This window comes from Streptomyces lothianensis (assembly GCF_047779955.1).
Lineage (GTDB): Bacteria > Actinomycetota > Actinomycetes > Streptomycetales > Streptomycetaceae > Streptomyces.
The window spans coordinates 17,389-41,939 of the sequence record NZ_JBLMKT010000038.1; the positions used below are offsets into that span (position 1 = coordinate 17,389).

Here is a 24,551-nt window from a genome sequence, read left to right on the forward strand (position 1 = left end):
TACGATGAGCCGCATGGGTGACGTACTGGCCGGTTTTCATGCCACCTGGGAGTTCGACTCGGACTCCGTGCTCATCCGCTTCGAACGGGGGATCAGAACACCGAAGTTGTTCCAGGCGCTCGGTGAACGGCGCATCCCGCATGCCGCGTTGGCGGATGCGACCCTGACCCCCGGCAAGCGGGGCACGGTGGTCCTGCGCGCCGTGCCCAGACCCGGCGCGGATCCGCTGTTGGAGGCCGCGGCCGGACAGCTCAAGGAAGGCTCCGATCCTTACCGCCTGGTGCTCTCCGCCGAGCGCGCCACGCTCGCCGAGTACTACCGCGACGAGCTGCGCGCCCTGCTGCCCGCCGCGGCCGGACCCGCCGAGCGTTTCCTGGTCGCCGCGCCCGAGGGCCCACGGCAGTTCAAGGCCTACGACGGCAAGGCCTCGTTCGACGGCAAGGCGGTTAGCTTCCGCTGGTTCTGGACGGGAGCCTCCTCCGCGAAGTGGAAGGCCGGCGACCAGACGTTCCCCGTGGGCGGTCTCAGCGGGGTGGAGTGGCGCTCGCCGGAGGTCTTCGACGGGTATCTGCGGCTGCTGCGGCGCCCCGGGGCGGGCATCCAGCCCGCGCAGGCCGACCAGGATCCGGCCGCGGTGGTCTTCGGGCTCGGCTACGGGCCGGTGCATGAATCGCTGCCGTTCGCAGCGGCGGTGCTCACGGCCGCGCGGGCGCAGGGTGCCCCGGCGGCCCAGGAGGCGGTCCTCCCGGGGCGGCGCGATCCGGCGGATATCGCGGAACGGATCCGGCACCTCGGCGAGCTGCACGGGGCGGGACTGCTGACCGACGAGGAGTTCTCCGCGAAGAAGGCGGAGCTGCTGGCGCAGTTGTGAGCGTGCGGGCGGGCGCGGCTGCGGGCAGCTGCGGCCGTGGGAGGGCGCGGTGCGGGCAGATCCGGCCGCGGGCAGGCGCGGTGCGGGCAGATCTGGGCACGGGTGTGGGCAGATGCGGCCGTGGGCGAGCGGCGGGGGCGGGGGCGGGCGGCTCTGTCCTTCGGCCGGGGAGTCATACCGGGGTATGAATCCGCGTACGCACCCGCAGTATGACGCGGCAGGCGTGGTCGGCTGTCTACGCTGGCCAGGCCATGAACGAGACACAGCCCACACCGGCACCCCCGCCCGAACGGAAAGCGGCCCCCGAGGCCCCGGGCGGTCGCCGGAGTGCCCTGCGGGAGGGGCTCCGGGAGGGGCTCAGGGAGTTCGGCCGGGCCCTGACCACCCCGGCGGCGGCCGGCCGGCCGCCCCTCGCCCAGGCGGACCGGCTCTGGGTACGGGCCGCCCCGTATGTGCTCGTGCTCGCCTTCGTGGCCTCGCTCCTGCCGGTCACCGTCACCGTGCTCGTCAAGGACTACGGGCTGGGCGGCGGTCTGGCGGGCGGGCTCGCCGTGGCCCAGACCGTACCGCTGCTGCTCGCCCTGATCCGCCCGCTGCACGCCTGGTGGGTGATCTTCCCCGCGCATGTGATCGGCGCGTTCGCGCTGTACGCGGACGGCCAGGTCGACGGGCGGCCGTGGCCGTGGACCCCCATGGCCGTCGTGGGCTACGTGCTGTTGATGGTGCTGCTGGGCCTGCGCGAGAGCCGCCGTACGCTCATCGCGGTCTTCCTGGTCACCGCGGCGGCCGGGGTGTTCTTCGAACAGCTCTCGCAGGAGGACAGCGACGGCTCGTGGGTGCTGATGCTCGTACTCGCGGGTGTGAGCCTCGTCGTCACGTACACCCTGCGGCTGCGCGGCGAGGCTCAGGCGAAGCTCGCCGAGCAGGAGACGATCAGCGAGGCCGAGCGCGCACAGCGCACCCTCCTTGAGGAACGGGCCCGGATCGCCCGCGAGTTGCACGATGTCGTCGCCCACCACATGTCGGTGATCAGCGTGCAGGCGGACACCGCGCAGTACCGGCTGCACGGCCTCTCCCCCGAGGTCACCGAAGAGTTCGCCGAAATCGCCTCGGCCGCGCGGGAATCGCTCACCGAGATGCGCCGGCTGCTCAAGGTGCTGCGCAACGAGGACACGCAGGCCGAGCGCGCCCCTCAGCCCGGGCTCGGCCGGCTCGGCCAGCTGGCCGAGGCGACCCGGCGGGCCGGGGTGGAGGTCGAACTCGCGGTCGGAGAGGAACAGCTCGCGCGGCTGGTCGGCGGGCTGCCGCAGGCCGTGGACCTGTCGGCGTACCGCATCGTGCAGGAAGCCCTGTCCAACGTGATCCGGCATGCGCCGGGAGCGCATGCGCGGATCGACGTGGCGCGTGCGGACGAGGAGCTACGGGTGAGCGTCACCAACGGTCCCGCGCGCAAGCCGCTTTCGGTGCTCGAGAGCTCCGGGACCGGACACGGCCTGGTCGGCATGCGCGAACGCGTACGGTTGACCGGTGGCTCGCTCGACGCGGGTCCGCGGGACGACGGCGGCTTCCGGGTCTCGGCCCGGATACCGCTGTCCGAAGACGGCGCTCCATAGTCCTGGGAAGGCAGCTCGTGACCATCCGTGTGCTCATCGTCGACGACCAGGCCATGGTGCGCGCGGGGTTCGCCGCGCTGCTCTCGGCGCAGAGCGATATCGATGTGGTGGGGCAGGCCGAGGACGGCAAGCAGGGGGTGGAGCAGGGGCGTTCCACGCATCCCGATGTCGTGCTGATGGATGTGCGGATGCCCGTGATGGACGGTCTGGAGGCGGCGCGGCAGCTGCTCGATCCGCCGCCGGGGGTGACGCATGTGCCAAAGGTGCTGATGCTGACCACCTTCGATGTGGACGACTACGTGTACGAGGCGCTGCGGGCCGGGGCGTCCGGCTTCCTCCTCAAGGACGCGCCGCCCGCGGATCTGATCTCGGCGGTGCGGGTGGTGGCGGCCGGGGAGGCGCTTCTCGCGCCCTCCGTGACGCGGCGGCTCATCGCGGACTTCGCCGAGCGGCGGCCGGCCCGGCGGAAGGATCCGGCGCTGCGCCTGAAGGGGCTGACGCCGCGGGAGGCGGAGGTGCTTTCGCTGATCGCGCGTGGGCTGTCGAATCAGGAGATCGCCGGGGAGCTCGTGCTGGCCGAGCAGACGGTGAAGACGCATGTGGGGCGGGTGCTGGCGAAGTTGGGGCTGCGGGACCGGGCCCAGTTGGTGATCTTTGCGTACGAGGCGGGGGTTGTGGTCCCCGGGGACCAGTAAGCCTTCCGGCTGGGCTGAGCCGGGGCGAGGTGCGACCGGGTGCACCGGTGGGTGGGTGGTGCGGGTGGTGCGGGTGGTTCAGTCGGCTCACCGCCGGTGGGGGTGCCGCTGTGCCCACCCTTCCCCAAGCTCTCGACTCCGCTCGAACAGGGGATACCCCACTCGCCCTGCGGCACGACTGCCCACAGCTTGGTGGGGGGAGGGGGTGGGTGGGGTCCGCGCAACTGCCCACAGCTGGGTGGGTGGGCTCCGTGCGCCTGCGTTCAGCTGTCGTAATACCCAGGTATCACCTGCAGGTTGGCTCTGTGGTGTGACGTGCCTTCGCAAGCCGGCTTTCTAACTTCCCTCCGTCAGTGAGGCGGCGGATGGAAGTCGAGGTGTGGCCGGTATGCGGGGTCGGGGTTGGAAGGCGCGGGGGAAAAGGGCCCTCGTGGGGGCCATGCTCGGGGTGACGGTCGTCGCCGGTACCGCGGGCTGGGCCGCGGGGAATCAGCAGACGCCGGTCACCGGCCCCGTGCCGGGCGTCGGCGCGTGGCGCGAGAATCTGTCGCTCGGGGAGCGGCTGCCGGATCCGGCGGGGGCGAGGCCCGCCGAAGTGGCCGCGTTCTTCGCCGCGTTGGATGGGCATGAGCAGCAGGAGCTGCTTCGGCGGCATCCGCTCGTTCTCGGGAATCTCGACGGCGCCCCGGTCGCGCTGCGCTACGAGGCCAACGCCCGGGCACTGCAGGCCGCGCGCGCCGAGGAGCTGAGGCGGTCGCAGGACGAGTCGCTGCCCGGGCGCGATCGTGCGGCCGCCCGGGAGCGCGCCGGGCGGTACGAGGCCCTGCTCGCGCCGGGGCGGCAGATCCTCGCCTTCGATCCGCGCGGCCGCGGTCAGGTCGCCGAGGTCTACGGGGACTTGGCGAGGACGGAGCACGTCTCGGTGATCGTGCCCGGTTCCGATATCGATCTGGAGAGCTTCGACCGTACGAGAGACCGGTACGGCACCCCCGCCGGCATGGCCCGTTCCCTGTACGCGGCCACCGACCGGCGCACCGCGGTCATCGCCTGGGCCGGGTACACCACACCGGTCGGGATCGGACCGGACGCGGCGACCGGGCGTCTGGCCGAGGCGGGCGCTCCCCGGCTGGCCCGTTTCGTCCGGGGGCTGACGGCGACCGGCGCACCCGAGCCCTCGGTGTTCTGCCACAGCTATGGCTCGGTGGTCTGCGGCGAGGCCGCGCCGGAGATGCCCGCCGCCGATCTGGTGGTGGCCGGCTCGCCCGGGATGCGGGCCGACGACGTGGCGGACCTGGGCACCGGGGCGCGGGTCTGGGCGGCCAAGGCGCCCGGCGACTGGATCGACGACGTACCGAACGTGGAGTTCCTCGGGCTCGGCCATGGCGCCGATCCGGCGGACCCGGATTTCGGCGCCCGTTCCGTGCCGACCGGCGGAGTCGAGGGCCACACGGGCTACTTCGAACCCGGCACCGACTCCCTGCGCGCCTTCGCACGGATCGCCCTGGGCGAGCGTCCCTGAGCCGGCGCACACCCCGTCGCCGCATACGCGCCGCCGCCCTCGCGGCGCTCTCGCGCACACCACCTCCGCGGGCGCCGCGCCCGCACACCGCGCCCGCCTGCATCCCGTACCTCTCCAGGATTCGAGGACCCCACCATGACCAGCACGGCACTCGCCCCCCGACCAGCCAACGCCCTCGGCGGCCTGCGCAAGGCCGCCGCGAGCATCGAGGCCCGCACCCCCGCGCACCGGGACCGTGCCATCGACGGGCTGCGCGCGCTCGCGCTGCTCGCCGTGCCGGTCGGGCACTGGCTGCTCGGTGGTTTCCGCCTCGACGGCGAAGGTGCGCTGCACAATGCGAGCCCGCTCTCCGCGTTCGGCTTCTTCGCGCCCGTGAGCTGGGTGCTGCAGATGCTCGGCATCTTCTTCCTGGTCGGCGGCTACGCCTCGGTGCTCTCCTACCGCCGCTCGATGGCGCGCGGCGCATCAAAAGGCGGCTGGCTGCGCGGCCGGGTGGCGCGGCTTGGCCGTCCCGTGCTCGGGGTGACGGCGGTGTGGGCGCTGGCGGTCCCGGTCCTGTACGCGATGGGCGTGCCGGAGACGAGTCTGCGCACCGGGGCGACGCTGGTGATCCAGCCGCTGTGGTTCGTGGGTGTGTACACGGTGATCACCGCGCTCACCCCGTACTGCGTACGCGCCGCCGAGCGGCTCGGCGCCTGGGCGGCGGCTCCGCTGCTCGCCTCGGTCGCGGTCGTGGACTTCCTGCGCTACGGACCCTTCGCCGCGGAGATGCCGTCCTGGCTGAGCGTGCTGAACATCCTGCCGGGCTGGATGTTCGCCTACCAACTGGGCGTCAGCTGGGGCGAGAAGAGGCTCGGCAGGCGGGGCGCGTGGCTGCTGCTCGTCGGCGGTGCGGCACTGTTCGCGCTGCTGCTTGTCGTCTTCGCCTACCCGTCGTCGATGGTCGGTGTCCCCGGTGAGGCCCGGACCAACTCGCACCCGCCGTCGCTGCTGGTCCTCGCGCTCGCCGCGGCGCAGAGCGGCGCCGCGATCCTGCTGCGCGAGCGGCTCGGGCGGATCCTGCGGCGGCCCGCCCTGTGGGCGCCGGTCGTCGTCATCAACCTGTCGGCCATGACGATCCTGTGCTGGCACCAGACGGCGATGTTCGCGGCGGCGGCGCCCGCCTCGTTCCTCGGGCAGATCGGGGGTCTGACCACCGCGCCGGAGACCTTCGGCTGGATCGCGGCCCGGTTCGCCTGGCTGCCGGTCTTCGCCGCGCTCCTGATCGTGCTCGGCCGCTGGACGCGGCGCTTCGAGACGCCGTGGCAGACGGGCACCCGCGCCGCCCGGGCGCGAAGGGCCCTCGCCGGGCTGCTCGCGGCTGCATTCGCGGTGTTCGCGCTCGGACTGGCGTGAGCGCCTCCGAGGAGCCGGGGTCCGGTGGCGGCGGCCACCACCGGCCTCGCCTGCGGTCCGCGCCGGGCCGCCCCCGCGCCCCACCAAGCCGAAGGCGCCGTCCCGCAGCCGGCGGGGCGGCGCCTTCGGCCGTACGGCGCTTCGGTCGTACGGCGCGGAGCCTTCGGCCGTACGGCCCTGCGGCCTACTCGCGGCCCGCCGACGTGAACGACATGTCCGCGTACCGGCCGCCCGCGACCTGCGCGGCGATCGGTTCGAGCAGTTCCAGCTCTGCCTCGGTGAGGAGCAGCCGGGTCGCCGCCGTGTTCTCCTCGATGCGGCTGCGCCTGCGGGTGCCGGGGATCGGCACCACGGTCAGGCCGTGCACCTGCGCCTGCTGCTGCACCCATGCGAGGGCGACCTGCCCCAGGCTCACCCCGCGGGATGCGGCGACCGTGCGGATCGGGGCGAGGAGTTCCGCGTTGGCGGCGGCGTTCTCACCGGTGAAGCGCGGCATCGTACGGCGGAAGTCGTCCTTGCCGAGGTCACTGTCGGCATCGGCGAACGCGCCGGTCAGGAAGCCGCGGCCGAGCGGCGAGTACGGGACGAGGGCGATGCCGAGTTCGGCGGCCGCGGGCACCACCCGCGCCTCGATGTCCCGACTGAACAGCGACCATTCCGACTGCACGGCGGCGATGGGGTGCACGGCGTGCGCGGCCCGCAGCTCCTCGGCGGTGACCTCGCTGAGCCCCAGGTGCTTGACCTTGCCCTCGGCGACCAGTTCGGCCATGGTGCCGACGGACTCCTCGATGGGAACGTTCACGTCCCTGCGGTGCATGTAGTACAGGTCGATGCTGTCCACGCCGAGGCGGGTGAGGCTGCCTTCGATGCACTTGCGGATGTACGCAGGCGAGTTGTCGATGCCGCGCTTCGACGGGTCTTCGGGGTCGAGCACGATGCCGAACTTGGTGGCGAGGACGATCTCCTCGCGGTGCTTGTGCACGAACGGCGCGAGGAATGTCTCGTTCTCGCCGAAGCCGTACATGTCCGCGGTGTCGAAGAAGCTGACGCCCAGGTCGAGGGCGTGGTCGAGGGTGGCCCGTGCCTCGTCGGCGTCCGTGGGCCCGTAGGCGAAGCTCATGCCCATGCAGCCGAGTCCCTGGACGGAGACCTCGGGTCCTTCGGTGCCGAGCTGTGCCTTCGCGATGCTGCTCATCAGGTTCAGGACCTCTCCGGCGCGTCGTGCGCGCCCCCGTAGAAGGCGATCTTGTAGTCGAGGACGGCGAGGGTCCCCTGGAGTTCCGCGATCCGTGCGAGGACATCGCGCCGGGTGCTGGTCAGCAGGGCCTGGCGCTCCTCGAAGGTGCTGTCGCCCTCGCGGACCAGTTCGGCGTAGCGGATCATGTCCGCGACCGGCATCCCGGTCAGGCGGAGCTTGCCGACGAAGTCGAGCCAGTCCAGATCGCGGTTGGTGAAGCGGCGCTGGCCCGTGTGGGAGCGGTCGATGTGCGGCATCAGACCGATCCGCTCGTACCAGCGCAGCGTGTGTGCGGTGAGTCCGGTGTACGCCGCGACCTCGCTGATCGTGTAGCGGTCCTGGCCGTCGGGGCGCGGGTGCGGGCGGGGCTCGGTGGTGCAGACGTGCTGCGGGAGTGCGGGGTCAAGTGTGGGTACGGGATTGCTGTCCATCACCGTCATGTCCTCCACGCTAAGTGCTTCGAGTGCACTCCAGGCAAGCGAAATCGGGCGCGCCGCGCGGGCGCTTGTAGGGTCGGGGCATGCACAGCCTCAGCCTCATCGAGAACTGGCCCGTTCCCACCGCGGCCGCCGGAGTCGTGCGCGCGGACGGGAGCGTCCTGGGGACGCACGGGCCCGTGACGCGGCGGTTCCCGCTCGCCTCCGTGACCAAGCCGCTCGCCGCGTACGCCGCGCTGATCGCGTACGAGGAGGGGGCGGTCGAGCTCGACGAGCCGGCCGGGCCCGAGGGGTCGACCGTGCGGCATCTGCTCGCGCACACCAGCGGCCTCGCCTTCGACGAGCACAAGGTGATGGCGCCGCCCGGAACGCGGCGGCTGTACTCCAACGCCGGCTTCGAGGTGCTCGGGGACCACATCGCGAAGGCGACGGACATTGACTTCGCGGAGTATCTGCGCCAGGCCGTGCTCGAACCGCTCGGGATGACGGAAACCTCGCTGGAGGGCTCGCCCGCGAAGGACGGGGTGTCGACGGTCGGGGATCTGCTGCGCTTCGCGGCCGAGGTGCAGGCGCCGCGCCTGCTCGATCCGCGGACCGTGCTCGAAGCGATGTCGGTGGTGCACCCCGGGCTCGGCGGGATTCTGCCCGGGTACGGGCAGCAGAAGCCCAACGACTGGGGGCTCGGCTTCGAGATCCGGGGCTCCAAGGCGCCGCACTGGACGGGGAGTTCCTCCTCGCCGCGGACCTTCGGGCACTTCGGCCAGTCGGGCACGTTCCTGTGGATCGATCCGGACGCGGGGGTCGCTTGCGTCGCTCTGACGGACCGGGACTTCGGGCCGTGGGCCGTCGCGGCGTGGCCGCCGTTCACGGATGCGGTGCTGGGTGAGGTTCGCTGAGACCTCGGCCTCGAACGCCGGCCAGGCTGAAAGTTGCCCCACGCGCCGAGGGGCCCCGGCGGTACGTTGGCCGGCATGGCTGACATAGTGCGTGCCGCCCGGGCCGATGTTCATGCGCTGGCCGATGTACTGGCCGATGCCTACGAGGACGATCCGGTCTGGGAGTGGCTCGTGCCGCGGGAGCGGGTGACGAGGCTGCGTGTGCTGTTCCGGGATCTGCTGGCCATGCAGGCCGGGCGTGGGCGGGTCTGGACCGATATCGACCGGACCGTGGCCGCCGTGTGGTGTCCGCCCGGCCAGTGGAAGGTCGGGGCGGGCGACATCGTGCGGAACATGCCGGTGCTCGTACGGACCGGGCGGGCCCGGCTGCCGCTGCTGCTCGGGATGTTGCAGCGCATGGAGCAGAAGCATCCCGTCGAACCCGGCCACTGGTACCTGGAGTTCATCGGCACGCATTCCAAGGCCCGTGGCACCGGGCACGGTTCGGCGGTGCTCGGGGCGCTCCTGGAGCAGGCGGACGCGTCGGGCAAGCCCGTGTATCTGGAGTCGAGCAACGAGCGGAACCTGACGTTCTACAAGCGGCACGGCTTCACCGTGCAGGAGGAGATGACCTACCGGTCGAGCCCTCCGATGTGGCGGATGTGGCGCGAAGCCACCCCGGGCACCCCCTAGCCCACCGCCGCGAACTCCCACACCAGCACCTCGGCAGGACCCCGGATCGCGACCACCTCCAGGGAGGCCTCCGCGGTGAGCCGTGCCGAGTCGCCGGCCGACAGTTCCGTGTCGCCGAGGGTGACTTCGCCCCGTACGACATGGACATAGACGAAGGAGGCCTCCGGCAGCGCGGCGCGTTCCGTGGGGCGCAGGCGGCGGATGTGCAGCAGGGCGCCGGCCGCCGGTACGGCGTAGGGCGTCGAGTCGGCGATCCCGCGGACGATCTCGTACGAGGGTGCGCCGCCCGCGGCCGTGGGGGCGAGCCACATCTGGACGAAGACCAGGGGCGATGTGCCGTCGTTGCGTTCGACGTGCCGCACTCCGCCGCCCGCGCTGAGCCTCTGCAGATCGCCGGCGTGCACGGCGGACTCGTGGCCCGTCGAATCGCGGTGGGTCAGGGTACCCTCGACGACCCAGGTCACCAGTTCCGTATGGCTGTGGGTGTGCTCCTCGAATCCGGCGCCGGGCGCGAGGCGCTCCTCGTTGCAGGCGATGACCGGTCCGAAGCGGAGGTTGTCCGGGTCGTAGTGCGGCCCGAAGGAGAACGCGTGCAGCGACTCGATGCCGTCGGCCGGTTCCCCGCCGCGGTACCGGTCGCCTGAGCGTCTTACATCCATCACACCCCCACCGTAGACGGCCGGGAGCACGGGCAGGGCCGTGTAGGGCGGACCGTCCGGCACCTGGACGTTTCGGGTCCTTCGGACCCGCCACTCAGCCGGGCCGCCCCGATAAGGCAGTCTTGTCCCGTGCCCGAATCCGCAGCGAACCCGAATCCAGGCGCCGGGGCGACCCCGCCGCATCCGCATCCCGCCACGCTCAAGCGGCTGGAGAAGTCCTCCGGCAGCCTGGCCGCGCAGGCCATCGCGCGGATGGACGAGACGCTGCCCTGGTACCGGGCGATGCCGCCGGAGAACCGGTCGTGGATCGGGCTCGTGGCGCAGGCCGGTATCGCCGCGTTCACCGAGTGGTTCCGGCATCCGGACGCGCCGCAGGCGATCTCCACGGACGTCTTCGGCACGGCACCGCGCGAGCTGACGCGGGCGATCACGCTGCGGCAGACCGTGGAGATGGTGCGCACCACGATCGAGGTGATGGAGTCAGCGATCGACGAGGTCGCGGCGCCGGGCGACGAGTCGGTGCTGCGCGAGGCGCTGCTCGTGTACGCCCGCGAGATCGCCTTCGCGACCGCCCAGGTGTACGCGCAGGCCGCGGAGGCGCGCGGTGCGTGGGACGCGCGGCTCGAATCGCTGGTCGTCAACGCCGTGCTGTCCGGTGAGGCGGACGAGGGCGCGGTCAGCCGGGCCGCGGCGCTCGGCTGGAACTCCCCGGACCATGTCTGCGTGGTCCTCGGCACCGCGCCCGACGGGGACAGCGAGCTGACCGTGGAGGCCATCCGGCGCGCCGCCCGGCACGCGAAACTGCAGGTCCTGACCGGTGTGCTCGGCAACCGTCTGGTCGTCATCGCGGGCGGCAGCGACAATCCGCTGGGCGTGGCGAAGGCGCTGATCGGCCCGTACGCGGCCGGTCCCGTGGTCGCCGGGCCCGTGGTGCCCGACCTGCTCGCCGCGACGCGGTCCGCGCAGGCCGCGGCCGCCGGGCTCAAGGCCTGTTCGGCCTGGCAGGACGCCCCGCGGCCCGCGCTCGCGGACGATCTCCTGCCGGAGCGCGCGATCGCCGGCGACCCGGCCGCGCGGGAGCAGCTGGTGGAGGAGATCTACAGACCGCTGGAGGAGGCGGGCTCGGCGCTTCTGGAGACGCTGAGCGTCTATCTGGAACAGGCGAGCAGTCTCGAAGGCGCGGCGCGGATGCTTTTTGTGCACCCCAACACCGTCCGCTACCGGCTGCGACGTGTGACGGACGTCACCGGCTGGTCCCCCTCGGATGTCCGTTCGGCCTTCACGCTGCGGATCGCCCTGATCCTGGGGCGCCTGGCCGACGGAGATCCGCAGTCCTAGACTTTTGTCGATCCTCGACAATTACCCCGACTGTTCTTCGTCCCTGTCCCCACGGGCGTCGCCCACCGTCCACAAGAGAGAGTGTGAGAGTGCTCGTACTCGTCGCTCCCGGCCAAGGCGCTCAGACGCCCGGCTTCCTGACTCCCTGGCTCGACCTTCCCGGCGCCGCCGACAAGCTGGCCGCCTGGTCCGAGTCCATCGGCCTCGATCTCGCCCACTTCGGCACCCAGGCCGAAGCGGACGCGATCCGTGACACGGCTGTCGCGCAGCCGCTGCTCGTCGCGGCCGGACTGCTGTCCGCCTCGGCGCTCGGCGAGGTGAAGCCCGCCGCCGTCGCCGGTCACAGCGTCGGCGAGTTCACCGCCGCCGCCTTCGCGGGCGTGCTCGACGACACCGCCGCCCTGCAGCTCGTACGCAAGCGGGGTCTGGCCATGGCCGATGCCGCGGCGGTCACCGAGACCGGCATGGCGGCGCTGCTCGGCGGCGACCCGGACGTCGTGCTTCCGCACCTGGAGAAGCTCGGCCTGACCCCGGCCAACGTCAACGGCGCGGGCCAGATCGTCGCCGCCGGCACCCTGGAGCAGATCGCCGACCTGGAGGCCGACAAGCCCGAGGGCACCCGGCGGGTCGTCCCGCTGAAGGTGGCCGGCGCCTTCCACACGCACCATATGGCGCCCGCGGTCGAAACCCTGCGCAAGGCCGCCGGTGAGCTCACCCCGGCCGAGCCCGCCGTCACGTACGTCTCCAACAAGGACGGCCGCGCGGTCGCCTCCGGTGACGAGGTCATCGCGCGCCTGGTCGGCCAGGTCGCGAACCCGGTCCGCTGGGACCTGTGCATGGAGACCTTCAAGGAGCTCGGTGTCACGGCACTCATCGAGGTGTGCCCGGGCGGCACCCTCACGGGCCTGGCCAAGCGGGCGCTGCCCGGCGTCAAGACCCTCGCCCTGAAGACCCCCGACGACCTCGACGCTGCTCGCGAGCTCATCGCCGAGCATGCTGCCTGACGAAGGAGCCCCCGAGCAATGTCGAAGATCCAGCCCAGCAAGGGCGCGCCGTACGCCAGGATCATGGGCGTCGGCGGCTACCGGCCCACCCGGGTCGTGCCCAACGACGTGATCCTGGAGACGATCGACTCGTCCGACGAATGGATCCGTTCGCGCTCGGGCATCGCCACCCGGCACTGGGCGAGCGACGAGGAGACCGTCGCCGCGATGTCCATCGAGGCCTCCGGCAAGGCGATCGCCGATGCCGGACTGACCGCCGACAAGATCGGCGCGGTGATCGTCTCGACCGTCTCGCACTTCAAGCAGACCCCGGCCGTCGCGACCGAGATCGCCGACAGGCTGGGCACGCAGAAGGCCGCCGCCTTCGACATCTCGGCCGGCTGCGCGGGCTTCGGCTACGCGCTCACGCTCGCCAAGGGCATGATCGTGGAGGGCAGTGCGCAGCACGTCCTCGTCATCGGCGTGGAGCGGCTGAGCGACCTGACCGACCGTGAGGACCGTGCCACGGCCTTCCTGTTCGGTGACGGCGCGGGCGCCGTCGTCGTCGGCCCCTCCGATGTTCCGGCCATCGGCCCGACGGTCTGGGGCTCGGAGGGCGACAAGTCCGAGACGATCAAGCAGACCGTGCCGTGGACGGACTACCGCGACGGCGCCGTCGAGCGGTTCCCGGCGATCACGCAGGAGGGCCAGGCGGTGTTCCGCTGGGCCGTCTTCGAGATGGCCAAGGTCGCCAAGGAGGCCCTGGACGCCTCCGGCATCACCGCGGACGACCTGGATGTCTTCATCCCGCACCAGGCCAACATGCGGATCATCGACTCGATGGTGAAGACCCTCAAACTGCCGGAGCATGTCACGGTCGCGCGTGACGTCGAGACCACCGGCAACACCTCGGCCGCCTCGATTCCGCTCGCGATGGAGCGGCTTCTGGCGACCGGGGAAGCGAAGAGCGGCGACACCGCGCTCGTCATCGGCTTCGGGGCGGGTCTCGTCTACGCAGCCACCGTCGTTACCCTCCCCTAGGCAGTCCGCGCGGAACATTCCGTACGGGACCCTGCCATTTCACTGATACACAAGAAGGAGCGCCAACATGGCCGCCACTCAGGAAGAGATCGTCGCCGGTCTCGCCGAGATCGTGAACGAGATCGCCGGTATCCCGGTCGAGGACGTCCAGCTGGACAAGTCCTTCACCGATGACCTGGACGTCGACTCGCTGTCCATGGTCGAGGTCGTCGTCGCCGCCGAAGAGCGCTTCGACGTCAAGATCCCGGACGACGACGTCAAGAACCTGAAGACCGTCGGCGACGCCGCGGACTACATCCTGAAGCACCAGGACTGACCTCCTGTGCCCCCGGGGCGGCCCGTCGCGGGCCGCCCCGTCAGGGGTCTGCCGCCATCCGACCGGTGGCGCGCTGATTCACGACCGTCTACACGTGGAGAAAGAATTCCTGTGAGCCCGACCAATCGCACCGTGGTCGTCACCGGTATCGGCGCAACCACACCGCTGGGTGGCGACGCATCCTCGACCTGGGAGGGCCTCGTGGCGGGCCGTTCCGGGGTCAAGCCCCTCGAGGAGGAGCGCTACGCCGAACTGCCGGTCCGTATCGCCGCGCCCGTCGCGGTCGACCCGGGCGAGGTCCTGCCCCGCCCGCTGGCCCGCAAGCTCGACCGCTCGGCGCAGTTCGCGCTGATCGCGGCCAGGGAAGCCTGGGCGGACGCAGGTTACGAGGGCCCGGCCGGTGAGGACGCGAGCATCGCCCCCGAGCGTCTGGGCACCGTCATCGCCTCCGGTATCGGCGGTGTGACCACACTGCTCGACCAGTACGACGTGCTCAAGGAGAAGGGCGTACGCCGCGTCTCCCCGCACACCGTTCCCATGCTCATGCCCAACGGCCCCTCGGCCAACGTCGGCCTCGAAGTGGGCGCCCAGGCGGGCGTGCACACCCCGGTCTCGGCCTGCGCCTCCGGCGCCGAGGCGATCGGCTACGCGGTCGAGATGATCCGCGCGGGCCGTGCCGACGTCGTCGTCGCCGGCGGCACCGAGGCGGCGATCCACCCGCTGCCCATCGCCGCCTTCGCCAACATGATGGCGATGTCCAAGAACAACGACGCGCCCGAGCAGGCCTCCCGCCCCTACGACAAGGGCCGTGACGGCTTCGTGCTCGGTGAGGGCGCGGGTGTCGTCATCCTCGAATCCGAGGAGCACGCCAAGGCGCGCGGGGCGAACATCTACTGCGAGGTGCTCGGCCAGGGTCTGTCCGCCGACAGCCACCACATCGCGCAGCCCGAGCCCACCGGGCGGGGTGTCGCGGCGGCCGTGCAGAACCTGCTCGACACCACGGACCTCAAGCCGACCGAGCTCGTGCACCTCAACGCTCACGCGACCTCGACGCCGCAGGGTGACATCGCGGAGATCAAGGCGCTGCGGAAGGTGCTCGGCGAGGATCTCGACCATGTCGCGATCTCCGCCACGAAGTCGATGACCGGGCATCTGCTCGGTGGGGCCGGCGGTATCGAGACGGTGGCGACCGTGCTCGCGCTCAAGCACCGGGTCGCACCGCCGACCATCAACGTCGACGAGCTCGACGAGGATGTCGTCGCGGACGGTGCGGACATCGTCCGGGGAGAGGCCCGGGAACTGCCGGGCGGGACGATCGCCGCGATCAACAATTCGTTCGGGTTCGGTGGGCACAACGTCGTGCTCGCGTTCCGCACGGTCTGAGTTCTTCAGCTCGTACGTCGAGGGCCCACCCGGTTCGTCCGGGTGGGCCCTCGCGTGTGTGCGGGGTGGGTGGGGGTGCGGGTCGGGTTTCAGAGTGCCGTCCGGCCGGGGTGCCGCTGTGCCCACCCGTGCCGCCCTGCGGCACGACTGCCCACAGCTGGGTGGGGGGTGGGGTGGGGTGGGGTCAGACGACCTGGTGGAGCCAGCGAACCGGGGCACCCTCGCCCGCGTGCCTGAACGGTTCCAGTTCGTCGTCCCAGGGCTTGCCCAGGAGCCGGGCGAGCTCGGCCTCCAGGTCGCTCTCGCCGCCGCGCGAGCGCGCGAGCGCCGCCCGCAGCCGGTCCTCGGGGATCAGAATGTCCCCGTGCATACCGGTCACCGCGTGGAACAGCCCGAGCGCGGGCGTGGAGCTGTACCGCTCGCCCTCCGCCGCGGCACACGGCTCCGCCGTGACCTCGAAGCGCAGTTGCTGCCATCCGCGCAGCGCCGAGGCCAGCTTGGATCCGGTCCCCGCCTCGCCCTGCCAGGAGAACTCCGACCGCCAGGCCCCCGGCGCCACGGGCTGCCTGATCCAGTCGAGTGTGATCCTGCCCCCCAGCACCCCCGCGACCGCCCACTCCACATGCGGGCACAGCGCGCGCGGTGCTGAGTGCACGTACAGGACTCCACGTGTCGTCACCGGGACCTCCAGGGTCGGGCGAGGGATGGGGCCTCGCGCCTGGCCGGGCTGTTGGCGGGAGTTTCGCCAAGATTCCCGAGGAAATCCAGGACATCCACGGGATCGATGAAACTCCCCGAAAGGGGACATTTCTGACGTGATGTAATTTACCGGAACCGGGACAGCGTCCTGCGTCCGGGTCGACCGCTGCAAAACTACCGTGCGGTGCGGGCCCGAGTGTGACGTACGGTCGGGTCCAGGTCCGACAAACGGCGGGCATTCACCCCGCCGAGCGCCGGTCCGTGCGCGGGAGAGCACGGAATCCTGCGCGGCACAGGACGAGGGAGGGGGCAACGACCATGGCCCGGATTCGGACAAGCCGTCGCCGCACCACCGCCGCTTCGGCCGCCGCCGCGGCCCTGGCGGCCGCGCTGCTCGCCTGCGATGCCACCGGCGGCAACGCCCCGGCCCCGAAGGGCGCCCCGGCCGGCGCACGCCCGAGCCCCTCCCCCACGCCCTCCTGGGACACCAGCCCGCAGTCCGTGGCCGCCGTGGGCGATTCGATCACCCGCGGCTTCGACGCCTGCACGGTGCTCTCGGACTGCCCGGAGGCCTCCTGGGCGACGGGCACCGATCCGGAGGTGAACAGCCTGGCGGTGCGGCTGCTCGGCAAGGAGGAGGCGGCGGCGCGCAGTTGGAACTTCGCCCGGACGGGCGCGCGGATGAGCGCGCTGCCCGGCCAGATGGAGCAGGCGGCCGGGAAGTCACCCGACCTGGTGACGGTCCTGATGGGTGCCAATGACGCCTGCCGCCCCGCGGCCTCGTCGATGACCTCCGTCGCCTCGTTCCGCGCGGACTTCGAGAAGTCCCTGCGCGTCCTGCGCAAGGAGCGGCCCAAAGCCCAGGTGTTCGTGGCGAGCATCCCGGACCTGTCACGGCTGTGGTCGCAGGGCAAGGGCAGTGCGATGGCCCGGCGGATCTGGAGTCTGGGCATCTGCCCGTCGATGCTGGCCGAGCCCGAGGCCATGGACGCCGCGACCGTCGGCCGGCGCGAGCGCGTGGCCGCCCGGGTCACGGAGTACAACAAGGTTCTCAAGGAGGTGTGCGCGCAGGACGACTACTGCCGTCACGACGGCGGTTCGGTCTTCGCGTACGAGTTCGGGCGGAACCAGCTGAGCAGGTGGGACTGGTTCCACCCGAGCAGGGACGGGCAGGCCCGCCTGGCCGAGCTGGCCTTCACGGCCGTCACGGCGGAGAAGTCACCCGCCCCCTGAACGCACCTCGGGGCGCGCTCCCCGACCACAACCGAGCGCGCCCCTCACCGCAGCCGAGCACGACCCCCGACCGCGGCCCCGAGGCGCCCTCAGGCCTCGAACGTCACCCGCAGCCTGCCGTCCGTGAGCGAGCGCCCCGCCACGAGCGCGTACTGGCCCTTGTGGTGCACCCACTGCCCCGCGTCCTCGTCCCAGGTCTCGAAGGCCCGGCGCGGCAGCGGGATCCGTACCTCGGTGCTCTCGCCGGGCGCCGCCGTGACGCTCGCGAAGGCGGCGAGCGCGCGGGCCGGGCGTTCGACCGTGCCGTCGGCGGGCGGGGTCAGGTAGAGCTGGACGGTCTCGCGGCCGGTCCGTGCGCCGGTGTTGCGGATGCGGACGCTCGCCTCTTCGGGCGTGGCCTGCAGGCTCTCGTACGCCCAGTCGGTGTAGCCGAGGCCGTGCCCGAAGGGGTACGCGGGGGTGGCGCCGGCCTTGTCCCAGGCGCGGTAGCCGATGAACACGCCTTCGCCGTACGTGAGTCGGCCCTCGGCGTCCGGGGCGACCTCGGTGACGGGGGCGTCGGCGAGCGAACCCCAGGTGGTGGGGAGCCGGCCGCCGGGCTCCTCGGCTCCGGTGAGGACGTCGGCGAGCGCGGCCCCGCCCTCCTGCCCCGGGAACCAGCTGAGCAGTACCGCGGCCACGTCCTCGCGCCAGGGAAGTTCGACGGGGGAACCCGAGTTGACGACCACGACGGTGCGCGGGTTGGCGGCCGCGACCGCCCGTACGAGGTCGTCCTGGCGGCCGGGCAGCCGTAGGTCGCGGCGGTCGAAGCCCTCGGATTCCACCCGGTCGGTGGTGGCGACCACGACCACCGCGGTATCGGCCTCGCGTGCCGCGCGCACGGCCTCGGCGATCAGTTCATCCGGGTCGCGGCGGGGTTCGGCGTGGGCGAGGCTGAGCGCGACGACCTCGATCGGCATGCCCTCGATCTTCGGCACGGCCACGTCGAGGGAGACCTCGACGGGCACCCCGGCCGCCAGGTCGACGCTGCCGCGCTCCACGGGCGCGCCGAGGAAGGCCTCGAAGGGGTCGCCGCCGGCCGCCATCCGCTGTTCGCCGTCGAAGAGTCGGCGCCCGTCGACCGTGAGCCTGAGGTCGCCGAGGCCGCGGGTGCCGAAGCGGTGCGCGCCGGTGACGCGCGGGGTGAAGGTGCCGGTGATCTCTACGCGGCTGAGCGCGTCGAAACCGACGCCCTCGGGGAAGCCGCCGCCGAACCACTGGATCGCGCCGTCGGCCAGCGGCACCTCGCCGAGCAGCCGCCCCTCGGCGTCACGGCAGCGGGCACGCAGCGCGAACCCGGCCGTGGCGACGCCCAGTTCCTCGCTCGGCTCGGCGCCCACCGCGTACGAGACCGCCTCCTTGCCGAGCGCGGCGGTGAGCCCGTCGAGCGGGGAGACGATCCGGCGCGGGAAGACGGTGGCGGAGCCGCCGCCGAGCACGCGGGCATCGCGGGCGGCGGCGCCGATGAGGGCGAGGCGACCGGTGGAGGGTGCGTCGCCGCGCCCGGGGGCGAGCGGCAGGATGCCGTTCTCGTTGCGTACGAGGACGAAGGAGCGGTGGGCGATCTCGCGGGCCAGGGCCTCGCCGTCGACCGGTTCGGGCAGCCGCGTGACGGCGGGCTCGGCGCCTTCGAGCGCGCCGACGCGGGCGGCGAGGTGCAGGACCCTGCGTACGGCCCGGTCGAGGGTCGGCTCGTCGACCCGGCCCTCCCGTACGGCCGCGGCGAGCGCCGGTCCGTACACGGTCATCGGGCCGGGCATCGCCACGTCCAGGCCGCCGTCGATGGCGCCCACGGTGTCGCGGGCGGCCATCCAGTCGGAGACGTTGAACCCGTCGAAGCCCCATTCGCCGCGCAGGACGCCGTTCACGAGGGCGGCGTTCTCGGTCATCGTGATGCCGTTGACCGCGTTGTAGGCGGTCATGATGCCCCAGGGCGCGGCCTGGCGGACGATCGCCTCGAAGGGCGCCAGGTACAGCTCGCGCAGGGCGCGCCCGGAGACCCGGTTGTCGACGGTGAAGCGGTCGGTCTCGGCGTCGTTGGCGACGAAGTGCTTGACCGTGGTGCCCACCCCGCCCGACTGCACACCGCGCACATAGCCGCTGCCGATCTCGCCGGTCAGATACGGGTCCTCGCTGTACGCCTCGAAGTGCCGGCCGCCGCGCGGGCTGCGCTGGAGGTTGACGGTCGGGGCCAGCAGGACGTGCACGCCCTCGCGGCGGGCCTCCTGGGCCAGCAACCGACCGGCCCGGTGGGCGAGTTCCGGATCCCAGGCGGCGGCCAGCGCGGTCGGGGAGGGCAGGGCGACGGACGGGTCGTCGGCGCTCCAGCGCACCCCCCGTACCCCGATCGGGCCGTCGGACATGACCAGGGAGGCCAGCCCGATCTCCGGCAGCGCGGGCAGTGTCCACATGTTCCGGCCCGCGAGGAGGCGGGCCTTGGTGTCGAGGTCGAGCCTGCCGAGCGCGGCCTCGACGACCGCTTCGTATCCGTCGCTGTGCTGATCGGTCACTGTGCGCCTCCGCATCGACGTGCTCCTGCCTGCCCCCGCCCGAGCCCTCTCCCCATCCTGCACGATCACCTGTAACACGGTAGGTTTCGTTACCCTTTAGTAACCATCAGGCGGGAGGGACGCCGTACGGTGACGGCATGACGGCGAAAACCAGAAGCGTCCAGCGGCGCGCGGAGATCCTGCGGGCCGCGCTCGAAGTGATCGCCGAGCGCGGCTACCGCGGCACCTCCCTCGCGGCGGTGGCCGAACGCGTGGGGCTCACCCAGCAGGGCCTGCTGCACCACTTCCCCACCAAGGAGGCGCTGCTCATCGCCGTCCTGGAGGACCGCGACCGGTGGGACGCTGCCGTCCCCAGCCGCGACTGGCGGCTCGAACTGCTCACGTCCCTGGTCGAGTACAACGCGATGCGCCGCGGCATCGTGCAGACCTTCTCGGCGCTGCTCGGCGAGGCGGTCACGGAAGGGCACCCGGCGGGCCCGTACTTCACCCGGCGCTACACGGACGTACGGGAGGACCTGGCGGCCCTCCTGCGCGCCGAGTACGGCGACCGCCTCCCGTCCGGGCTCACCCCCGAGCGCGCCGCACCCCTGCTCGTGGCCGTGCTCGACGGCCTGCAGTACCAGTGGCTCCTGGACCCGGAGAGCATCGACATGCCGGGCGCTTTCCGGGACTTCGTCACTCTGCTCGGGGAGTGACCCCCGTCCCGCCGGAACCGCCGCCACCACCTCCACCTCGATCTGCGCCCACGGCAGGAAGAGCTTCGAGACCTCGACCGTCGTACTCGTCGGCGGTGTGCCGGGGAAGCACGCGCGGCGGACCGCGCCGTATTCGCTCAGACGGGAGATGTCCGTGAGATACGTACGGACGTTGATCACGTCCGCGAGGCTCGCGCCGTGCGCTTCGAGGATCGCGGCGATCGCCTCGAAGATCCCCCGGCTCTGGGTCGCGAGGTCCTCGCCCTCGGCCACCTGGCCGGACAGCTGCAACAGCGCTCCGCCACCGGGCAGTTCGACGCGGGCGACCTGCGAGTAGGCCGGGCTGAGCGGGGCGGGCGCGGAAGGCGGACTGCCGAGGCTGATGCGCATGGGACAAGGCTCCTTCGGGTGCTGCGGGACAGGTGCTGCGGGACGGGTGTTGTGCGATCAGTACTGCGCGATCAGTACTGCGCGACGATCAGTGCTGCGCGATCGGCGTCACGGGGGCGGCGCTACAGGGGCGGCGTTGCGGGATCGTTGCGTCGGATCCGGGCCACCGCGGCCGCGATGTCCTCCTGGGCGAGGTCGGGGTGCGCCGCGTAGTGGCCGCGGATCACCTCCATGGCGGGGAGCCGGGTGACGGCGGTGGCCAGCTCGATGTCCTTGACCGCCAGCCCGGTGGCGAAGTGGACGCCCTCGGCGAAGGCCCTCGGCACCGCGCCGCCGAGGGCGCTGCGGCCCAGCGCGGCCTTGGCCGTCCCCTCAGGGACGCCGAGCGCGTCGGCGAGCCGCATCGCCTCGCCGACCAGGGCGGCTCCCCCGAGCACGGCCGTGTTGACGACGAGTTTCAGGGCGGCGCCCGTCCCCGGCGGGCCGGTGCGCGTGACCGTGCCGAGTTCGCCGAGCAGCGGCTCGACGGCCTCTGCTTCGCCGCCCGCGAGGATGCCGAGCGTGCCGGCCTCCGCCTTGTCGGTGCTGCCCAGCACGGGGGCGTCGACGAGCGTGACCTCCTTCGGCAGGACGGCCGCCACCTCCCGTACGACATCGGGACCGACGGTCGACATCTCCACCCAGTGCGCCCCCGGCCGGAGTGCGGGACCGATCCGCCGGGCCATGTCCCGTACGGCATCGGGCGTGGCGAGCATCGTCAGGACGATGCCGGCGTCGCGCACCGCGTCGGCGGGCGAGGCGGCGAGGCGGGCCCCCTTGGCGACGAGCGGGTCGGCGCGGGCCGGAGTGCGGTTCCAGACGGTCAACGGGTGGCCCGCGCCCAGGAGTCGGGTGGCCATGGGTGCACCCATGCGGCCGAGGCCGAGAAAGGCGACCTGTTCCCTGCAGTCGATCTGTTCCATGCCTCGACGCTAGGCGTGGGCCTGGGATGCGACAAGCGAATGTCCAGCATGGCATCCATGCGAAACTGGCATGGATGATGATGCCGATGATGCCGTCGAACACGCCCCCTTCGCCCCCGCAGTCCTCGCGCACGCCCTCGGACGCCCGGGACCTCTCCACCGCCTGGCTGCGCGTCTTCCTGGAGGTCGCCCGGCTCGGCTCCTTCACCGAAGCCGCGCGCGCCCTCGGATACACCCAGTCCGCCGTGTCACGGCAGATCCAGGCGCTGGAGTCGGCGCTCGGCGAGGGTGCGCTGTTCGACCGGTTGGCGCGCGGGGTCACGCCGACCGAGCGCGGACGGGTGCTGCGGCCGCGCGCCGAGGCCGTGCTGGCACAGCTGGACGCCGTACGCGGCGATCTGGTGGCGCTGCGGGAGATGACGGGCGGACGGCTGCGCGTAGGGGCGTTCCCGACCGCCGGGGCCGCGCTCCTGCCGCGGACGGTCGCGGCGTTCCAGGAGCGTCATCCGTCCGTCGAGTTGAACTGTGCGGAAGGGCTGACGGATGCGCTGCTCGGACGGCTGGACCGCGACGAACTCGACCTGGCGGTCGTATCGTCGACGGCCGGTGCGCTGCCGGAGGCATACGAGCTGACGAAGGTCCTCGACGAAGCCATGTACGTGGCCGTCCCCGCCGGTCACCCGCTCGCCCGCCGGCGGCTGGTGCGCCTGGCCGAACTGGCCGGGGACGCTTGGGTGTCGGGCAGTGCGAGCACCGAGCGCAGCCTGCTGCACCCGGCCGTGCGCGAGGACTTCCGTCCGCGGGTCGCCTACGTCGCCGGCGAGTGGATCGCCAAGCAGGGATACGTGGCCGCCGGGCTCGCGGTCGCGCTCATCCCCGCGCTGGCGGCCGACGGAGTACGGCCGGACATCCGGCTGCTCCCGGTGCACGGCGATGACATCCCGCCGCGCGCCGTGTACGCGGCGACCCTGCGCGGCCGTTCCGCTCCGGCGGCCGCAGGGGCTTTCGTACGGCTGCTGCGGGAGTCCGGCGCGCAGCTCTGCCGGTGAGAACGCCGGCGCCCCTCCGCTCAGCTCAACCGGCCGGCCACCTGTCGCTCCCCTCGGCCTGCTCGGCCTCGTCCGCCGCCTCGGTCTCACCCCGCAGGTCCCGCACCATCAGCGTCGCCCCCGCCACCGCGCCCGGCATCAGGAACACCGCCAGGAACGGCACGAGGAAGCACAGCGCGAGCGGGGTGCCGAAGCCCCAGATCAGCATTCTGCGGCCGCGCATCATGGCGAGTTGCTCGCGTACCTCGACGCGGCGGCGCTGCAGGGCGACCGAGGTCAGTTCCTGGGTGACGAAGAAGCCCGTGACGGCGATGCCGAGCGCGGGCACGACGGTCTGGCCGAGGACGGGGACGAAGCCGAGCGCGAAGAGCAGCACCGCCCAGCCCAGGGCCCGTACGAGCACGCGCAGGCTGTCGCGCGCGGAGATCCACAGCTCGCGCAGGAGCGGCAGCCCCGACTCGGGCGCGGTCCCGTCCGGCGACATGTCCTTGTCGACCTGCTCGGAGAGTGCCTCGTAGAAGGGCTGTCCGATCAGGAGCGTCATGGCCGTGAAGGTGATCACGGCGAGGAACAGGCCGAGGGCGAACACCAGGAAGACCAGGAAACCGCGGAAGACGGCGAGCCAGGCCTCCGACCAGCCGTCGGCGAACGGTGTCGCCCAGGCCACGAAGTCATCGGCCCCGTAGGCCAGGCCGACCAGCGCGGCAACGTACAGGACGAGGGTGATGACCCCCGGGATCAGCCCGAAGCCGAACCAGCGCCCGTGTCCCATCACCCACCGCTGGCCCTTGAGCAGATAGCCGAACCCGGCCCCCAGATCACGCATGGCGGACAGCGTACGGGGCCGGGGCCGCTCCGGCGCCGGGTCCCGGGGCCTGGTGCGTCAGTCCTTCCTGTCCTGGGGGTACCAGCGCAGTTCGATCATGTTGCCGTCCGGGTCCTCGATGTAGACGGACTGGGCGGTGCCGCGGGCGCCGAAGCGGGAGACCGGGCCTTCGAGGACCTTGAGGGTGCCTTCGTCGATGACCTGCTGCCAGTCCAGCGGGTCCACGACCAGGCAGATGTGGTCGATGTTCGACTCTCCGCGCGGCTTGGCGAAGAGGTCGATGATCGTCGAGGAGTCGATACGGACCGAGGGGAACGGGACCTTGCCCGCGCGCCACTCCTCCACCCGGACGGGCTCCAGGCCGAGCGGGCCCGTGTAGAAGGCCAGGGAGCGCTCGACGTCCGAGACGTTGAGCACCAGGTGGTCGAATGCCTTGATGCGCAAGGTGGTCATGGGTCCCCCTTCAGGTCGCCGGCTCATGTACGTACACAAGTGGCTTTCTCTCGTACGCATATGAGACCACGCGCCACTGACACCGGGCACGGCGAAGGCCGCCCCCGGTACACGGGAGCGGCCTTCGCCGTACGAAGCGGTGCGGTGCCCGGGCTGGTCAGGCGGCCGCGACCGTGACGTCGATGTTGCCGCGGGTGGCCTTGGAGTACGGGCAGACCTGGTGGGCCTTGTCCAGGAGCTCCTGAGCCTTGGCGGCGTCCACGGTCGGGATGGTCGCCTTGATGGCGACGATGAGGCCGAAGCCCTCGTCGTTCTGGCCGATGCCGACCTCGGCGGTCACGAGCGAGCCCGTGATGTCGACCTTCTCGGTCCGCGCGACGACACCGAGGGCGCCCTGGAAGCAGGCCGCGTAACCGGCGGCGAAGAGCTGCTCGGGGTTGGTGCCGTCACCGCTGCCGCCCAGCTCCTTGGGCGGGTTGACCACGACGTCGAGCTGGCCGTCGGTGGCGGCGACGCGGCCGTCACGGCCACCCTCGGCGGTGGCGACGGCGGTGTACTTGACGTCCGACTGCTGTATAGCCATGAAAGAGCGTTTCCTCCTGTTGTGTGCCCGTCGGGCTCGCGCCCACGACCCTGACGG

24 protein-coding genes and 1 pseudogene are annotated in these 24,551 nt (G+C 72.0%); 15 read left to right on the plus strand and 10 right to left on the minus strand.

Going from position 1 to position 24,551, the window contains the following annotated elements; all coding sequences use genetic code 11:
- Positions 1-13: 13 nt before the first annotated feature.
- The 5 genes from ACLF6P_RS13780 (at position 14) to ACLF6P_RS13800 (ending at position 6,093) form a co-directional block, all read left to right on the plus strand.
- Positions 14-871 (plus strand): DUF4429 domain-containing protein, encoded by an 858-nt coding sequence (locus tag ACLF6P_RS13780; RefSeq protein ID WP_415950525.1) that lies wholly within the window; start codon positions 14-16, stop codon positions 869-871.
- Positions 872-1,122: 251 nt separating this feature from the next.
- On the plus strand, positions 1,123-2,484 hold the full coding sequence (locus ACLF6P_RS13785; protein ID WP_415950526.1) for a sensor histidine kinase: 1,362 nt from the start codon (positions 1,123-1,125) through the stop codon (positions 2,482-2,484).
- A gap of 17 nt (positions 2,485-2,501) precedes the next feature.
- The gene (locus ACLF6P_RS13790; protein ID WP_415950527.1) at positions 2,502-3,179 is read left to right on the plus strand and encodes a response regulator; all 678 of its coding nucleotides are present in this window, start codon (positions 2,502-2,504) and stop codon (positions 3,177-3,179) included.
- A gap of 439 nt (positions 3,180-3,618) precedes the next feature.
- Complete coding sequence (locus ACLF6P_RS13795) at positions 3,619-4,698, plus strand: alpha/beta hydrolase (RefSeq protein WP_415950573.1); 1,080 nt, start codon at positions 3,619-3,621, stop codon at positions 4,696-4,698.
- Positions 4,699-4,833: 135 nt separating this feature from the next.
- Positions 4,834-6,093: an acyltransferase family protein gene (locus ACLF6P_RS13800; protein WP_415950528.1), complete on the plus strand. Its 1,260-nt coding sequence runs from the start codon at positions 4,834-4,836 to the stop codon at positions 6,091-6,093.
- 184 nt (positions 6,094-6,277) lie between these two features.
- Here the strand turns inward: ACLF6P_RS13800 and ACLF6P_RS13805 are convergent, their stop codons facing one another.
- The gene (locus tag ACLF6P_RS13805; RefSeq protein ID WP_415950529.1) at positions 6,278-7,288 is read right to left on the minus strand and encodes an aldo/keto reductase; all 1,011 of its coding nucleotides are present in this window, start codon (positions 7,286-7,288) and stop codon (positions 6,278-6,280) included.
- 5 nt (positions 7,289-7,293) lie between these two features.
- Positions 7,294-7,770, minus strand: a complete 477-nt coding sequence (locus ACLF6P_RS13810; RefSeq protein WP_415950530.1) for a MerR family transcriptional regulator — start codon at positions 7,768-7,770, stop codon at positions 7,294-7,296.
- 80 nt (positions 7,771-7,850) lie between these two features.
- Here ACLF6P_RS13810 and ACLF6P_RS13815 point away from each other — a divergent pair, with 80 nt between their 5' ends.
- Positions 7,851-8,663, plus strand: coding sequence for a serine hydrolase domain-containing protein (locus ACLF6P_RS13815; protein ID WP_415950531.1), 813 nt, complete (start codon positions 7,851-7,853; stop codon positions 8,661-8,663).
- A gap of 75 nt (positions 8,664-8,738) precedes the next feature.
- Positions 8,739-9,335, plus strand: coding sequence for a GNAT family N-acetyltransferase (locus ACLF6P_RS13820; protein WP_415950532.1), 597 nt, complete (start codon positions 8,739-8,741; stop codon positions 9,333-9,335).
- On the opposite strand, the gene ACLF6P_RS13825 is transcribed toward ACLF6P_RS13820, so the two are convergent.
- On the minus strand, positions 9,332-9,994 hold the full coding sequence (locus tag ACLF6P_RS13825) for a pirin family protein (protein ID WP_415950574.1): 663 nt from the start codon (positions 9,992-9,994) through the stop codon (positions 9,332-9,334). The genes ACLF6P_RS13820 and ACLF6P_RS13825 overlap by 4 nt on opposite strands.
- 129 nt (positions 9,995-10,123) lie before the next feature.
- On the opposite strand from ACLF6P_RS13825, the gene ACLF6P_RS13830 reads away from it, so the two are divergent.
- The 5 genes from ACLF6P_RS13830 to fabF all read left to right on the plus strand — a co-directional run bounded on the left by ACLF6P_RS13830 (position 10,124) and on the right by fabF (position 15,055).
- Positions 10,124-11,332 (plus strand): PucR family transcriptional regulator, encoded by a 1,209-nt coding sequence (locus tag ACLF6P_RS13830; RefSeq protein WP_415950533.1) that lies wholly within the window; start codon positions 10,124-10,126, stop codon positions 11,330-11,332.
- 89 nt (positions 11,333-11,421) lie between these two features.
- A complete protein-coding gene (locus ACLF6P_RS13835) occupies positions 11,422-12,336 on the plus strand; it encodes an ACP S-malonyltransferase (protein WP_415950575.1) in 915 nt (304 codons plus the stop codon).
- An 18-nt stretch (positions 12,337-12,354) separates the two neighbouring features.
- On the plus strand, positions 12,355-13,356 hold the full coding sequence (locus ACLF6P_RS13840) for a ketoacyl-ACP synthase III (RefSeq protein ID WP_415950534.1): 1,002 nt from the start codon (positions 12,355-12,357) through the stop codon (positions 13,354-13,356).
- A gap of 67 nt (positions 13,357-13,423) precedes the next feature.
- Entirely contained in the window at positions 13,424-13,672 is a 249-nt protein-coding gene (locus ACLF6P_RS13845; RefSeq protein ID WP_093617374.1) for an acyl carrier protein, read from the plus strand.
- A 111-nt stretch (positions 13,673-13,783) separates the two neighbouring features.
- Positions 13,784-15,055 carry a beta-ketoacyl-ACP synthase II gene (fabF, locus tag ACLF6P_RS13850; RefSeq protein ID WP_415950535.1) on the plus strand — a complete coding sequence of 424 codons (1,272 nt, stop codon included), beginning with the start codon at positions 13,784-13,786 and terminating at the stop codon, positions 15,053-15,055.
- 184 nt (positions 15,056-15,239) lie between these two features.
- On the opposite strand, the gene ACLF6P_RS13855 is transcribed toward fabF, so the two are convergent.
- Entirely contained in the window at positions 15,240-15,734 is a 495-nt protein-coding gene (locus ACLF6P_RS13855) for a DUF3145 domain-containing protein (protein ID WP_415950536.1), read from the minus strand.
- Between the two features lie 338 nt (positions 15,735-16,072).
- On the opposite strand from ACLF6P_RS13855, the gene ACLF6P_RS13860 reads away from it, so the two are divergent.
- Positions 16,073-16,987 (plus strand): SGNH/GDSL hydrolase family protein, encoded by a 915-nt coding sequence (locus ACLF6P_RS13860; RefSeq protein ID WP_415950537.1) that lies wholly within the window; start codon positions 16,073-16,075, stop codon positions 16,985-16,987.
- An 89-nt stretch (positions 16,988-17,076) separates the two neighbouring features.
- Here the strand turns inward: ACLF6P_RS13860 and ACLF6P_RS13865 are convergent, their stop codons facing one another.
- Positions 17,077-19,551 carry a beta-glucosidase H gene (locus ACLF6P_RS13865; protein WP_415950538.1) on the minus strand — a complete coding sequence of 825 codons (2,475 nt, stop codon included), beginning with the start codon at positions 19,549-19,551 and terminating at the stop codon, positions 17,077-17,079.
- Positions 19,552-19,673: 122 nt separating this feature from the next.
- Between ACLF6P_RS13865 and ACLF6P_RS13870 the strand changes: the two genes are divergently transcribed.
- On the plus strand, positions 19,674-20,231 hold the full coding sequence (locus ACLF6P_RS13870) for a TetR/AcrR family transcriptional regulator (protein ID WP_415950539.1): 558 nt from the start codon (positions 19,674-19,676) through the stop codon (positions 20,229-20,231).
- Positions 20,232-20,258: 27 nt separating this feature from the next.
- Here the strand turns inward: ACLF6P_RS13870 and ACLF6P_RS13875 are convergent.
- Positions 20,259-20,621 (minus strand): annotated as a pseudogene (locus ACLF6P_RS13875) (RidA family protein); the annotation flags it as partial.
- Between the two features lie 122 nt (positions 20,622-20,743).
- Positions 20,744-21,583, minus strand: coding sequence for an NAD(P)-dependent oxidoreductase (locus ACLF6P_RS13880; protein ID WP_415950540.1), 840 nt, complete (start codon positions 21,581-21,583; stop codon positions 20,744-20,746).
- Positions 21,584-21,657: 74 nt separating this feature from the next.
- Between ACLF6P_RS13880 and ACLF6P_RS13885 the strand changes: the two genes are divergently transcribed.
- Entirely contained in the window at positions 21,658-22,632 is a 975-nt protein-coding gene (locus tag ACLF6P_RS13885; protein ID WP_415950541.1) for a LysR family transcriptional regulator, read from the plus strand.
- A 25-nt stretch (positions 22,633-22,657) separates the two neighbouring features.
- Here ACLF6P_RS13885 and ACLF6P_RS13890 read toward each other — a convergent pair whose 3' ends face one another.
- The 3 genes from ACLF6P_RS13890 to ACLF6P_RS13900 form a co-directional block, all read right to left on the minus strand.
- Positions 22,658-23,458: an EI24 domain-containing protein gene (locus ACLF6P_RS13890; protein ID WP_415950542.1), complete on the minus strand. Its 801-nt coding sequence runs from the start codon at positions 23,456-23,458 to the stop codon at positions 22,658-22,660.
- Positions 23,459-23,515: 57 nt separating this feature from the next.
- Entirely contained in the window at positions 23,516-23,911 is a 396-nt protein-coding gene (locus tag ACLF6P_RS13895; RefSeq protein ID WP_415950543.1) for a VOC family protein, read from the minus strand.
- A 157-nt stretch (positions 23,912-24,068) separates the two neighbouring features.
- Complete coding sequence (locus tag ACLF6P_RS13900; protein ID WP_415950544.1) at positions 24,069-24,494, minus strand: organic hydroperoxide resistance protein; 426 nt, start codon at positions 24,492-24,494, stop codon at positions 24,069-24,071.
- Between the last annotated feature and the right edge of the window lie 57 nt (positions 24,495-24,551).